Source organism: Hydrotalea lipotrueae, from assembly GCF_019249625.1.
Lineage (GTDB): Bacteria > Bacteroidota > Bacteroidia > Chitinophagales > Chitinophagaceae > Hydrotalea > Hydrotalea flava.
On sequence record NZ_JAESDL010000018.1, the window covers coordinates 64,560 to 77,618 of the forward strand.

Here is a 13,059-nt window from a genome sequence, read left to right on the forward strand (position 1 = left end):
AGCCTTTCAATATTCAATTGAAAGTGATTGAACAACAATTCTGTTTGAAAACAGTGAACGATCTGTTTGCTTTAGCGCATAGTAATGCACCAATCAATAACTAAAGAAATTGAAATTGTTTTCGGTGAACAATGCAAAAGATAAATGACTAACCGGGAGGATGGAAAATAGAAAGTACAATTTTGGTTGGAAAACCAATACAGATAACGGCTATAAATTGCTGTAGTAAACCGGAATTGTTTTGAGCAATTGTAAAAAAACTATTGTAGTTTAATAAGAAAATTTCATCTCTGTTTTCGGCTTTGCGTTCGGGATTTTTTTGTTCGCTTTTTTCAGCTTTGGTTAATTGCTTCATCATTTGGCATTTGCCGTTACAATGCAGCATGGGTTTGTTTTTATTTTCACAATGAATGGCAAAACGGTTGGTATTTATAAAGTAATCGGCCACAATCAACAATTTGCTGAAAGTTTGCAGTAGAAAAGGAGCGAGAAATAATATAGCAATAGTTTGCTTCAAACAAACAATAATTTGCTGCAAAGTTATTTCAAATTTATTTACAAAACATGATTGTGGTCACAAAGTATTCGCTCTTAATATATGTTGTTTTAACCTGCCCACCCTTCTCTGTCTAAGCTACGATATTGAATAGCTTCGGCTAAGTGTTGCGCTTCAATATGGTTACTGCCTTCCAAGTCGGCAATGGTTCTGGCTACTTTTAAAATTCTATCATAAGCCCGGGCAGAAAGATTTAATTTTTCCATTGCTTTTTTTAGTAATGCTTCACCTGTTGCATTAATTGTACAAAATTCACGTAAGGTTTTGCTACTAATTTGTGCATTGGCATAAATACCGGGTAATGTTTTGTAACGTTCTGCCTGTATGGCTCTGGCTTTGATAACCCGTTCACGTATGGTTGCCGAATTTTCAGAAGTTTGTTGTCGGGTGCTTAACTCACTAAAAGCAACCGGTGTTACTTCAACATGTAAATCAATCCTGTCTAATAAAGGCCCTGAAACTTTATTCAGGTATTTTTGAACAGCACCGGCAGGGCAGGTACATTCTTTTTCGGGGTGATTGTAAAAACCGCAAGGGCAGGGGTTCATAGAAGCAATCAGCATAAAATTAGCAGGGAAGTCAACCGCTAATCTTGCTCGTGAAATGGTAACACGCCTTTCTTCCATAGGCTGACGCATTACTTCTAAAACAGTACGTTTAAATTCGGGCAATTCATCCAGAAATAGCACACCGTTATGTGCCAATGAAATTTCGCCGGGTTGGGGATTACCGCCACCACCCACCAAAGCAGCATCACTAACTGTGTGGTGTGGAGAGCGAAAGGGGCGTTTAGCAATAAGTGAAGCATTTTCAGGTAATTTACCTGCTACGCTATGAATTTTTGTAGTTTCTAATGCTTCCTGTAATGTAAGTGGTGGCAGTATGGTAGGTAACCGTTTAGCCAACATGGTTTTACCGGCACCGGGTGGGCCAATGAGTATGGCATTATGCCCGCCTGCAGCTGCAATTTCGAGTGCCCGTTTTATATTTTCTTGTCCTTTCACATCATTAAAATCAACCTCAAATTCATTTTGGGTTGAAAAAAATTCATCTCGTGTATTTACTACTAACGGTTCTGCCTTGCTGTTTCCTGAAAAAAAGTCAACTACTTCAGAAATATGTTGCACGCCATATACATCCAGATTATTGACCATGGCCGCCTCTCTTGCATTGGCTTTGGGAACGATTAATCCTTTAAAACCATCTTTACGGGCTTGTATGGCAATGGGTAATGCGCCTTTAATGGGTTGTATGGTGCCATCTAAACTTAATTCACCCATCATCACATAATCTTTTAATGTATCTGTATCCGGTAACTGATTACCGGCACCTAAAATGCCTATTGCAATGGGCAAATCGAATGCTGCACCTGTTTTTTTAATATCGGCGGGAGCCATATTGACCACCAAACGGGTGCGCGGCATTTTGTAGTTACTGGTTTTTATGGCACTTTCAATACGTTGTAAACTTTCTTTCACAGCATTATCGGGCAGGCCAACTATAAAATATTTGATATCGCCGCCACTAATATTTACTTCAATGGTAATTGAAATGGCATCTACACCATAAACGGCACTTCCATAGGTTTTTACAAGCATAGTTAACAGGGTATTTGCATTTGCATAGCATTATATTTATGAGACACTGCAAATGTTTGCTTTGTGTTATACGTTAATTTTTCAAAAACTAATATATAACAAAAATTGTGAAGCACTATAATTTATTCAATAAATCTACCACCCCTTCTTTACGCATAATTAAGTAACCCAAGCGGTCGTTACTAATGCCATCTTGTAATTGATAGCTGAAAATAAGCTGATCGTTTTCTATGCTGGTTTGAAAATATTTGAACTGAATATTTGAGTGGGTTTTAAGTTCATGACCAATTTCATATAAATGTGTTGATAAAATAAATAATGCATTATTCATTTTTCTGAGGCCTTCAATTACGCTAATGCTGCATTTTACGGCATCTTGTTGGTTGGTACCTTTAAACAATTCATCTATCAACACCAGCCATTTTCTTCCATCACTTATTTTTTCAATGGTTTTTTTGATGCGATGCACCTCATTAAAAAAATAGCTTTCGCCTTTTGTAATGTTATCGGTTAAGTTAATATTGCTGATTAAACCATCAAACAAACTCAATTCCATTTTTGAAGCAGGCACTGCCATGCCAATATGGGCAAGATATATACAAACACCTACGGCTTTAATAAAAGTGCTTTTGCCACCCATGTTGGCACCGGTTAAAAATAAAAAATTTTGATTGCGTTCTAAAGCAATGGTATATGGCACCGGTGTGTTTAATTGTAAATGGTATAAGGCTTCTGCCCTAATAAAAGGCTCATTGCATTCTTTAAAATCGGGAAAATGAAAGCTAAATTTTTTTGTGGCGATGGCTAAGCTTAAATAAGCATCTAATTTATTATATATTTCAATCAGTTCTTCAATACCGCTTTTGAAATGGTGTTGGATGAAATGCCCATATGTTAGCACTTCAACTTTTGTTAATGGCTTTTCTTTTTTAAACTGTAACATTTTTTGCGCCCATGGTTTGCTTAATTGAATCTGAATGGTTTGCATCCAGGTTGATAGCAATTTGCTATTGCCATTGCCTAGTAAAATGGTAATTTGTTGCAAGCCCTGCAAAAAACTAATGGTGTGTTCAACAGAATATTTGATTAATGAATAATCCCCCTTTTTTAGTGTGGCATAAAGCCATGCAGAAAATGGATCGGGCACGGGTTTAAAACTATCAACCGGTGTTTCAAAATACTTTTCCAGTACCATAATGGTACCATTGGTAATGGTAACCGGCCAGTCCGTTTCAATTTGTAACAATTGCTGTATGGTATTTTGTACATCTTGAATGGCGGCAATGTTGTTGAGTGGTTTCTGTAAAATTTTTTTTAAATATTGCCTTCCGCCGTCTGTGTGTGTAAAGTTGAGTTGTTGCCAGATAGCAATTGTTTCATTATTACCTAAAATAGATAAATCGTGTAAAGTGATATCGTCTACCTGCATACAATCTGTAAGTTATGAATAATCAATTGCTTTTGCTTCAATCTTTACCGGTTTTGTATTACTGTCTGTTAAATTGAAGCCTTTTACCTTTTACAGATGCATCTAGTACACCATTAGCATAAGCCAAATGGCCATTTACAAAAGTTTTTTCTATGTGCATCGGGAAATTGCTTCCTTCAAATGGACTCCAATTGCATTTGTATAAAATATTTTCTTTTGTAACGGTAGTGGGTTGCTGTGGATTAACCACTACCACATCGGCAAAATAACCCTCCCGAAGATAGCCTCGGTCTTTTATTTGAAAACAGTCTGCTACTGCATGGCTCATTTTTTCCACTACTTTTTCTATACTTATTTTTCCATCATGTACATATTGTAACATCAATAACAAACTGTGTTGTACCAGTGGTAATCCTGCATGTGCATGTAAATAATCAGCATTGTTACAAACCAATTTGCCGCTTAACTCATCTCTGGTGTAACCTTTTTCTTCTAAAGTGTGCGGTGCATGGTCGGTAGCAATTACATCTAACCGGTCATCCAACAAGGCTTCCCATAAAGCTTGTTGATTGTGTGGTGCTTTAATGGCCGGATTGCATTTAATTAAATTGCCTAAAAGGCTATAATCATTTGCTGTAAAATGTAAATGATGCACACATACTTCTGCAGTAATTTTTTTTTCTTTCAATGGAATTAAATTGGTAAATAACTGTAATTCTTTTGCAGTAGAAATATGTAATATATGTAACCTGCTGCCATGTTTTTGTGCATATTGTATGGCTTTCAGGGACGATTCAAAACAAACTTCATCATTACGGATAATGGGGTGGTCGGCAGCAGTAAGGGTTTTTTGTTGTTGTAAATCATGCAGGTTTTTTTGAATCATTTTTTCTTCTTCGCAATGGGTAGCAATCAAGACTTCACTGCCACTAAAAATTTTTTCTAACGCCAACGGATTATCTACCAATAAATTACCGGTTGAAGAGCCCATAAATATTTTAATACCGCAGATGTCATTTTTCCTTTTATTGGTTTTCATTACTTCTTCATAATTGTTATTAGAGGTACCCATGAAGAAGGAATAATTTGCCAAAGCATGTTGTTGGGCCAATTGGTATTTTTCTTCTAATAATTCCTGTGTTAATGCCGGGGGAATGGTGTTGGGCATTTCCATAAAACTGGTAACGCCACCGGCAACTGCAGCCATTGATTCTGTGTTGATGCCAGCTTTGTATGTTAATCCCGGTTCTCTGAAATGCACCTGGTCGTCAATACATCCGGGTAATACATATCTGCCTTCTGCATTCATTTCTTTTACGGCGCCTTTCGTGTCTATTTGGGGCGCTATTTTTTCTATACGGCCATCCTTTAGTAATAAATCGGCATAATATTTTCTGCCTTCATTAATAATATAGCCGTTTTTAATAAGGTATGTGTGCATGTTCCATTACTTTTGTTCAAATTAATTCAGCAAGATTATGAAATGTTTGCGTTATGTAACCCTGCTCCTGTTGCTTATTTCCTTTGGTACTGTGTTTGCACAGTCTGATTATGTGGAATTAGGCAGCCGCCAGTATGATTTATTAACCCGTTTAGAGTTAAAGTTACGCACTGATTCTGTATTAAATTTTTCTGCCGTAAAACCTTTTGAACGTAAAACAATTACCGACAGGTTGTATTATATTCAGGCATTGGCTGCTGCCGGAAAAATTCATTTGTCAAAGGTAGATAAATATAATTTGAATATTGTTTTAAAAGACAATTTCGATTGGAGACCGGGAATGGGCGATACCACTATTCCGCTCAAAAATCTATTCACATCTTCTATACGAAAAAATCCGGCCTATATTGGTGTAAAGCGTGGCGATTTTTCCGCCTATATTTCTCCGTTATTAGATTTGGAATTAGGACATGATAATAATCTGAATCATCCTTTATTCATGAATCGGCGTGGTTTTTATTTACGGGGAACACTTTCAAAAGGTATTGGCTATTATTCTTATTTTACCACCAATCAGGAGCGTGATCCTTTTTATGTGCAACAATATGCGCAAAAATACCAGGCCGTTCCGGGTGCGGGGTATTATAAAAATTACCAAACCGATGGTTTTGATTATTTTGATGCAAGAGGTGGTATTATGTTTAAGGCCGGAAAAAAAATCGATTTCCAGTTTGCCTATGATAAGGTATTTATAGGCAATGGTATTCGCAGTCTTATTTTAAGCGATGGCAGTAATGATATGCTGTTCTTAAAAATTAATACACGCTTTTGGAAATTTCAGTACTATAATTTGTTTGCACAGTTGGTATCCAGCTACCAACGTGGTCCGGATTATTTAAGGCCACAGAAATATATGACGATGCATTATTTAGATTTTCAGGCCACCAAATGGTTGAATATTGGTTTGTTTGAAGATGTGATGTTTGGCCGTTCTTCCGGTTTTGATTTGAATTATTTGAATCCCATAATTTTTTATCGCTCGGTTGAACAGCAGTTGGGCAGCCCCGATAAAGTAACGCTGGGTGGAAATATTAAAGCCAATGTTTTTAAAAACACACAGTTGTATAGCCAGATTATTATCAATGAATTTGTAATGAAAGAAGTATTGCATTACAAAAATGGATACTACGCTAACAAACAGGCATTGCAATTAGGCTTTAAATCAATTGATGTATTTGGGGTAAAGAATTTAGATGTGCAGGGCGAAGTAAATTTAATCAGACCATTTGTATACTCGCATTATGATTCGGTAGGTTCATTTACCCATTACAATCAACCCCTGGCACATCCATTGGGTGCTAATTTGCGGGAATTTTTGGGTGTTATTAAATACCAGCCCGTTAATCGTTTACAATTAACGGCAAAAGCCATGTACATAGAGCAGGGGTTAGATTCTGCCGGATATAATTTTGGTGCCAATCCGTTCGAGTTTTATACTTCTAACCGCATCAGCGATTATGGTTTTCATATCGGCAGTGGGTTATTGGCCAAAACAGCCATGGTTTCAACTACTGTTACGTATGAATTAATTCCTAATTTATTTTTTGATGTAACAGGAACCATTCGAAAGTACAAAGTGGTAAATCAGCCTGATTTTACTTCCAATATTATTATGCTGGGTATGCGGTGGAATATGGGTAGAAGAACGTTTGATTTTTAAAGTGCAATTTTTAATCTTCGAAGTGAATAGAAAAAATAATCATGCGTGATTGTAATTGCTGAAAAACACTGGCATACTTTAAATTAGGATCAGGTATCAGCAAATTGGTGAGTCCGTAACTGAATTTAATTTCGGGCGATATGGTTACAAACGGCAGGAAGAAGTTAAAACCAAGCCCGCCTTCCAACCCAAAATCATTTTTTCGCAGTTTAATAATATTGGGCACATTGCGCAGAGCCGAGTTGCTCGATAAATCGGTATCGAATTTTACGCCAAATAGCAAGTAGGTTCTAAAATTATCAATTCTGTCGGAGTTGAATTTAAAATGAACAGGCATACTTACAATGGTAGTAGGCAGGGTTTGTTTTTGTTCTTTCGATTCGCCGGGTGCAGTGCTGCCCAAAGTGTAGGTAAAGTAACGGGAGCCACCCAGCATGAGCGTTGGGTTAAATCGAATTTGAAAATGATCATTCAATCGTCCGGTAGCCAATAAGCCCAGCGATATACCTCCGGTTGAGCCTTGTTCAGCTGTTAATACACTATCATTAGCCAGGAAGTGGTTAGACTTTAACTGGTGTAAATATGATGAATTATAACCCAGCGTTAATCCAAAATAATAGGGCATATCATCGTGGTAAGGGCGATAAATTTCTCTTTGCGCCGAAGCCTGCAATACACAAAAAACGGGCAGAAAATATACAATTATTTTGAACCGCAATAAATAGTGCATATACCTAAACTAAGTGGTTTTAAATACGTTTGGGTAAATCCTGCTTCATGCATAATTGTTAAAAATAATTTACCTTCCGGGAAGGCTTGAACACTATTGTTCAGGTATTGATAGGCTTTTTTGTTTTTAGAAAATAATTGTGCAAATCCAGGTGCTAAAGTACTAAGGTAAAAATTATAAATGATTTGAAAGGGTTTAAAACGCGGTTTTGAAAATTCTAATATTACCAATTTGCCACCGGGCTTTAAAACCCGATGCATTTCCTGCAGGCCTTTTAATAAGTTTTCAAAATTGCGTACCCCAAATGAAACGGTAATGGCATCAAAACTATTGTCTTCAAATTCAATATTTTCACTATCCCCTTTCTGCAATATAATTTTTTGTGAGAGGCCCAATTTTTCAATTTTTTGTTTGCCTAAATCTAACATCCGCTCACTAATATCTATACCAATAATTTTTTCAGGATGCAGACCTGCATAGGTCATTAAAGCTACATCGGCAGTACCGGTAGCCACATCTAATATTATTTTGGGTTGAATGGTTTTTAACTGTTGAATGGCTTTTTTGCGCCATATTATATCGATACCACCACTTAAAAACCGGTTCAAAAAATCATATTTCGCAGCAATACTATTAAACATTTCAGCTACCTGCTCTTTTTTATGCAGATCGCTATTTTCATCAGGAACAATTGTATCGTGTGCAAATTGCGTTGGCATAGTGTGCGAAGATATTCATTTATTCATCCACTCGTTTTTAAAATGCCTGGTTTCATTTTAATAAATAGCATGATTTTTTGTTTGATGCATGACTATTAATGGTTAAATTTCATGCGAATTACCGGTTACCCGATAAAATATTCCCAAAAACAGTACAATATGATCCCCAAATGCACGGCAGTTTGTACTTTCACAAATAAAAATAACCCATGCAGACACCAGAGGCTATTCAGGAAATGAATACACAGATTGAATTACATGCACGTTTTATTGACCGCATTAAAGCCGAACTCTCTAAAATAATCGTAGGGCAGCAATATATGATAGATCGCCTGTTGATTGGTTTACTCAGCAATGGCCATGTGCTGTTAGAAGGTGTTCCCGGATTGGCCAAAACCCTCACCATTAAATCGCTGGCTCAGGCGGTGAATGGCCGTTTTAGCCGCATACAATTTACCCCTGATTTATTGCCGGCCGATGTAATTGGAACCATGATTTATAACCAGTCTAAAAATGAATTTCTGGTACGAAAAGGCCCGGTGTTTGCCAACTTTATATTGGCCGATGAAATTAACCGTGCCCCTGCAAAAGTGCAAAGCGCTTTATTAGAAGCTATGCAGGAAAAACAAGTAACCATTGGCGAAACTACTTATCCGCTACCCGAACCATTTTTGGTATTGGCTACGCAAAACCCATTAGAGCAGGAGGGAACTTATACGTTGCCCGAGGCACAGGTAGATCGGTTTATGCTGAAAGTAGTAGTGGGTTATCCTGATAAACAGGAAGAACAACTTATTATACGCCAACAGGTACAAGGTATAGAAATACAACAGGTACAGCCGGTTGTTGATATCAGCGAAATTATGGTTGCGAGAAATTTGGTGCGGCAGGTTTATATGGATGAAAAAATTGAAAATTATATATTGGATTTGGTTTTTGCCACCCGTTATCCCGACCAATATGGATTGGCTAAACTAAAGCAAATGATTGGTTATGGCGGATCGCCACGTGCCAGTATTAACTTAGCCCTTGCAGCAAAAGCCGTTGCCTTTTTACACAAACGCAGTTACGTTATACCCGATGATGTAAAAGCTATAGCAAAAGATGTTTTGCGCCATCGTATCGGTTTAACTTACGAAGCAGAGGCAGAAAACAGTACCACTGAATCAATAATAGATGCATTACTGGCTACCATTCAGGTACCTTAAATGATTGCAATTGTTGAAACTTATTTCCGGCACCTGAACACATAGAATATGGAAGCTTCCGAATTATTAAAAAAAGTACGTGAATTAGAAATTAAAAGCAAAAGGCTTACCAACCATTTGTTTACCGGCGAGTATCACTCTGCTTTTAAAGGGCGTGGAATGGTTTTTAAAGAAGTAAAAGAATACCATGCCGGAGATGATATTCGGTTTATTGACTGGAATGTAAGCGCCCGTATGAACGATACTTTTACAAAAGTATTTGAAGAAGAAAGAGAATTGGAAGTGTTTATTCTGGTAGATGCCAGCGCCAGTAACCTGATGGGTACCCGGCAACAAACCAAGAAGGAGCTAATTACAGAAATAGCCGCCGTACTGGCTTTTAGTGCATTGAACAATAATGATAAAGCCGGATTGTTGTTTTTTACCGATCGGGTAGAAAAGTATATACCTTCTAAAAAAGGACGTCAACATGCTTTGTATATGGTACGCGAACTGGTATCGTTACAACCCGGCCATCAACAAACCAATATTGTAAAAGCCTTACAATATTTAAATAATATAACACGGCATAAAAGCATTGTTTTTTTATTAAGTGATTTTGCCGATGAAGGTTATGAAGAAGCACTGCGGATAGCTGCTAAAAAGCACGATGTAATTGGCATTCAGGTGTATGATCTGTTAGATGTACAAATGCCCAATATGGGCCTGGTGGTGGTAGAAGATCCGGAAACTGGTGAACAATTATGGTTGGATACTTCCAATAAAAAAATACGTCAACAATATGCAGCCCAATTTGCCAAAATCCAGCAGGACGCTAAAAAAGTATTTAGAACAGCAGGTGCTGATTTGATGCAAATTGCTACCGGGCAGGATTATGTTAAAACCTTACAACAATTTTTTATTCAACGGGCATGAGGATACATCAATTCATACATCAATGCCATGCCGTTAGCAATGGTTTACGTAGATATTTTCTTAAAAAATATTGTTTATTTTTTTTGTTTATTCTGCCGGTATTTGCAATTGCGCAACAAGCCGGTGTTCAGCTCAATCCTGATAAAATATTAATCGGTAATCAGGCAAAACTTACTTTGCAGGTAGAAAATGTACAACAAAATAGCAGTGGTATTCAGCAATGGTTTCAGTTACCCGATACTTTTGCGCATATACAGGTAGTAAACCGTTCAGCTATTGATACCTTTACCGTTAATGGCAATACTATTCTTACCCAACATATTATCCTCACTTCTTTTGATTCGGGTAGCTGGAAAATACCGGTATTAACTGTGGTGTTTCAGAACAAACAAACTTTCGCCATTAAAAATACGCCTGTACTTACTGTATTACCTGCCGATGTTTCGGGCATGAAAGATTATAACGGGTTTACCGATATTATTGAAGTGCCGCAACCTGCTAAACCTTTTCCCTGGTGGATCTTAGTTTCAGCTGTATTGTCAATACTGTTGATTGTACTGTTAATTAAACGGATAAGGTTGGCGAAACGACGCAATCCCCTTCCCGTTATACCACCACAAAGTAATGATCAAGTATTGGATGCTATCAAAAAGTTGCGGGAAAAATATCCTTATTCTATTGGTGAACATCAGGCATTTTTTACTGAATTAATTGCTTTATGTCGTGTTTTTTCAGATGCTCAATTGCGGCAGGATACCCATAGTTTTACAACCGATGAATACATGGTAGCCGTAAAAAATAAAATAGGGGCAGAACCGGTGCAAACAGATTATTTTCAATTGCTGCGTTTGTCAGATGCCGTGAAGTTTGCCCGCTATATTCCCACAGAACAAGAAGTTGAAAATGCCTTTGTAATTGCAACAGATATGGTAAAAACAATGTATAAATATTCATTTCAACCCAAATAGTAATGCTCTCTGCCTGGCTACATCATACTGAATTTGCTTATCCCTGGGTGTTACCTTTTTTACTGGTAGTGCCTTATTTGGTGTATTGGTATATAAAAACTTATCGTCAACAAATTCCTGCGGTTCGTATTACAACTACGCATTTTTTAAGGGGTACTGCCGGAATGAAATCTAAACTAAAGCATTTGCCCTTTGTGTTGCGCATGCTGGCGCTTTGTGCTGTTGTAATTGCATTGGCCCGCCCTCGTGAGCAGTTTACCCGGCAGCAGATTGATGGAAAAGGTATTGATATTATACTTTGTATTGACATTAGTGGCAGCATGACGGAGCAGGACTTTGTGCCCAACCGGTTAGAAGCTGCTAAAAAGGTAGCCACATCTTTTGTAGATAGCAGGCCCGGCGATGAAATTGGCGTGGTAATTTTCAGCAGTCAGAGTTTTACGTTATGTCCGTTAACGGTAGATCATGCCACTGTGTTGAATCAAATTAATAATATTCAGAATGGATATTTGCAGGAAGAGGGTACTGCCATTGGCTCAGGCTTAGCCACCAGTGTAGACCGTTTACGAAACAGTACCAATAAAAGTAAAGTGATTATTTTATTAACAGATGGGGTTGATTTTGGCGGGCAAATACCACCCGATGTGGCATTGAATATGGCCAAATTATATGGTATTAAAGTGTACACTATTGGCGTGGGAAGTAATGCCAATAGAATAGATGATAACCATCATCCACTGAGCAACGACAACTCAATTCCGTTAGACTTTAATGAAGGTTTATTAAAACAACTGGCTGCCGAAACGGGCGGACAGTATTACCATGCTACCAATAATGCTGCACTGCAAAATATATACAAGAGTATTGACGGTTTAGAAAAGAGTAATATTACCGTTACTACCTACAAACGTTATACCGAGCAGTTTCAGTGGTTTGTATTAGCTACGTTGGTGCTGATTGTGTTAGAGGTTTTGCTGCGTTTAACATTGTTGAGAAAGTTTCCGTAGCATATTCATTTATTGAAAGGCAAAACGAACGGCTAAAGTAAATTGTCTTGGCCGAACATTCATTCCTGATTGCAGGGTATAATAGGGGTTAATGGTAGTAGTTACTATATAATTGTTGTTGATTAAATTGCGAACGCCCCATTCAATATCTGTTTTATTTTTAATTGTTTTTTTAAGAGTAAATCTGCAAAAAATGTGTTTTGATGATTAACAGAGCCATTGTTATAATAGTGTTCCAGTTGTGTAATGATGTTTACACCGGCAGGTAAAGTATTATTGTATTTAAAAATTTGACTATAGAGGAATGTAGTAGTCGTGGTAATGTTGTTAATGGAGAGTATTAGCCATTGCGGGTTAATTTGATAATCAACAGTTCCCCATTTTGTAAAAAGTTATTCAATCATAGCTAAGCATGCAGGGCCGCAATCCATTTGATTGAGTTGGTGAATAAAGGGAAAAATTGATTGCTTCACTTAAAATAATTATTCAATTCTGCAATTAGCTTACCACCTGAAGAGGGTCGTTCTGCCTTTAAATTTAGAATTTCTCCATTTTCGTTGACGATGATATAGCGAGGAATTTCAAATGAATTTTTACCGTATATCTTCTCCTGGATATTATCTATTAAATTTTTGTTTGCAATTAAATGAGCACCATCTAAGGAATATTTTTTAGCAGTCTTCACCCAATTATTATAATTTGAATAACTGTCTATGGAAATAAATAGTTTATTTATTTTCAATTTAAATAACGCTGAATCAATAAATT

Annotated in this window: 13 protein-coding genes; 5 read left to right on the forward strand and 8 right to left on the reverse strand. The window is 37.1% G+C overall.

Translation table 11 applies throughout. From position 1 onward, the window contains the following. Nucleotides 1–148 precede the first annotated feature (148 nt). From JK139_RS11175 to JK139_RS11190, 4 genes are all read right to left on the reverse strand, one after another. Nucleotides 149–517, reverse strand: coding sequence for a hypothetical protein (locus JK139_RS11175; RefSeq protein WP_141676786.1), 369 nt, complete (start codon nt 515–517; stop codon nt 149–151). Nucleotides 518–606: 89 nt separating this feature from the next. Continuing rightward, on the reverse strand, nt 607–2,154 hold the full coding sequence (locus tag JK139_RS11180) for a YifB family Mg chelatase-like AAA ATPase (RefSeq protein ID WP_074418281.1): 1,548 nt from the start codon (nt 2,152–2,154) through the stop codon (nt 607–609). Between the two features lie 115 nt (nt 2,155–2,269). Continuing rightward, nucleotides 2,270–3,583, reverse strand: a complete 1,314-nt coding sequence (locus JK139_RS11185; RefSeq protein ID WP_074420818.1) for a MutS-related protein — start codon at nt 3,581–3,583, stop codon at nt 2,270–2,272. A gap of 58 nt (nt 3,584–3,641) precedes the next feature. After that, the gene (locus tag JK139_RS11190) at nt 3,642–5,024 is read right to left on the reverse strand and encodes a dihydroorotase (RefSeq protein WP_074420817.1); all 1,383 of its coding nucleotides are present in this window, start codon (nt 5,022–5,024) and stop codon (nt 3,642–3,644) included. A gap of 37 nt (nt 5,025–5,061) precedes the next feature. Here JK139_RS11190 and JK139_RS11195 point away from each other — a divergent pair, with 37 nt between their 5' ends. Then, nucleotides 5,062–6,744 carry a hypothetical protein gene (locus JK139_RS11195; RefSeq protein WP_218331310.1) on the forward strand — a complete coding sequence of 561 codons (1,683 nt, stop codon included), beginning with the start codon at nt 5,062–5,064 and terminating at the stop codon, nt 6,742–6,744. Nucleotides 6,745–6,754: 10 nt separating this feature from the next. On the opposite strand, the gene porT is transcribed toward JK139_RS11195, so the two are convergent. Both porT and ubiE read right to left on the reverse strand, forming a co-directional pair. Then, nucleotides 6,755–7,474: a type IX secretion/gliding motility protein PorT/SprT gene (gene porT / locus JK139_RS11200; RefSeq protein ID WP_081299018.1), complete on the reverse strand. Its 720-nt coding sequence runs from the start codon at nt 7,472–7,474 to the stop codon at nt 6,755–6,757. Further along, nucleotides 7,447–8,193 (reverse strand): bifunctional demethylmenaquinone methyltransferase/2-methoxy-6-polyprenyl-1,4-benzoquinol methylase UbiE, encoded by a 747-nt coding sequence (gene ubiE / locus JK139_RS11205; protein ID WP_074420815.1) that lies wholly within the window; start codon nt 8,191–8,193, stop codon nt 7,447–7,449. The genes porT and ubiE overlap by 28 nt, the downstream gene beginning before the upstream one ends. 209 nt (nt 8,194–8,402) lie before the next feature. On the opposite strand from ubiE, the gene JK139_RS11210 reads away from it, so the two are divergent. Genes JK139_RS11210 through JK139_RS11225 form a run of 4 tightly spaced genes read left to right on the forward strand, consistent with a single transcriptional unit; the run spans nt 8,403 to nt 12,291 of the window. Next, a complete protein-coding gene (locus tag JK139_RS11210) occupies nt 8,403–9,401 on the forward strand; it encodes an AAA family ATPase (RefSeq protein WP_074420814.1) in 999 nt (332 codons plus the stop codon). Nucleotides 9,402–9,449: 48 nt separating this feature from the next. Then, on the forward strand, nt 9,450–10,316 hold the full coding sequence (locus tag JK139_RS11215; protein WP_074420813.1) for a DUF58 domain-containing protein: 867 nt from the start codon (nt 9,450–9,452) through the stop codon (nt 10,314–10,316). Continuing rightward, nucleotides 10,313–11,284 carry a hypothetical protein gene (locus tag JK139_RS11220; RefSeq protein ID WP_074420812.1) on the forward strand — a complete coding sequence of 324 codons (972 nt, stop codon included), beginning with the start codon at nt 10,313–10,315 and terminating at the stop codon, nt 11,282–11,284. The genes JK139_RS11215 and JK139_RS11220 overlap by 4 nt, the downstream gene beginning before the upstream one ends. 2 nt (nt 11,285–11,286) lie before the next feature. After that, the gene (locus JK139_RS11225; RefSeq protein ID WP_075051526.1) at nt 11,287–12,291 is read left to right on the forward strand and encodes a vWA domain-containing protein; all 1,005 of its coding nucleotides are present in this window, start codon (nt 11,287–11,289) and stop codon (nt 12,289–12,291) included. 392 nt (nt 12,292–12,683) lie between these two features. Here JK139_RS11225 and JK139_RS15900 read toward each other — a convergent pair whose 3' ends face one another. Together JK139_RS15900 and JK139_RS11235 are read right to left on the reverse strand one after the other, a co-directional pair. Then, nucleotides 12,684–12,764: a cysteine peptidase family C39 domain-containing protein gene (locus tag JK139_RS15900; protein WP_143439234.1), complete on the reverse strand. Its 81-nt coding sequence runs from the start codon at nt 12,762–12,764 to the stop codon at nt 12,684–12,686. Continuing rightward, a partial coding sequence (locus tag JK139_RS11235; protein ID WP_218331311.1) for a hypothetical protein occupies nt 12,761–13,059 on the reverse strand: 299 nt, incomplete at its 5' end. The genes JK139_RS11235 and JK139_RS15900, both read right to left, overlap by 4 nt.

Excerpts from the sequence above, each read along its gene's own strand:
- JK139_RS11210 (WP_074420814.1), top strand. The coding sequence starts at position 8,403 with ATGCAGACACCAGAGGCTATTCAGGAAATGAATACACAGATTGAATTA.
- JK139_RS11180 (WP_074418281.1), bottom strand. The coding sequence starts at position 2,154 with ATGCTTGTAAAAACCTATGGAAGTGCCGTTTATGGTGTAGATGCCATT.
- JK139_RS11195 (WP_218331310.1), top strand. The coding sequence starts at position 5,062 with ATGAAATGTTTGCGTTATGTAACCCTGCTCCTGTTGCTTATTTCCTTT.
- JK139_RS11220 (WP_074420812.1), top strand. The coding sequence starts at position 10,313 with ATGAGGATACATCAATTCATACATCAATGCCATGCCGTTAGCAATGGT.
- porT (WP_081299018.1), bottom strand. The coding sequence starts at position 7,474 with ATGCACTATTTATTGCGGTTCAAAATAATTGTATATTTTCTGCCCGTT.
- JK139_RS11185 (WP_074420818.1), bottom strand. The coding sequence starts at position 3,583 with ATGCAGGTAGACGATATCACTTTACACGATTTATCTATTTTAGGTAAT.
- JK139_RS11190 (WP_074420817.1), bottom strand. The coding sequence starts at position 5,024 with ATGCACACATACCTTATTAAAAACGGCTATATTATTAATGAAGGCAGA.
- ubiE (WP_074420815.1), bottom strand. The coding sequence starts at position 8,193 with ATGCCAACGCAATTTGCACACGATACAATTGTTCCTGATGAAAATAGC.
- JK139_RS11225 (WP_075051526.1), top strand. The coding sequence starts at position 11,287 with ATGCTCTCTGCCTGGCTACATCATACTGAATTTGCTTATCCCTGGGTG.
- JK139_RS11215 (WP_074420813.1), top strand. The coding sequence starts at position 9,450 with ATGGAAGCTTCCGAATTATTAAAAAAAGTACGTGAATTAGAAATTAAA.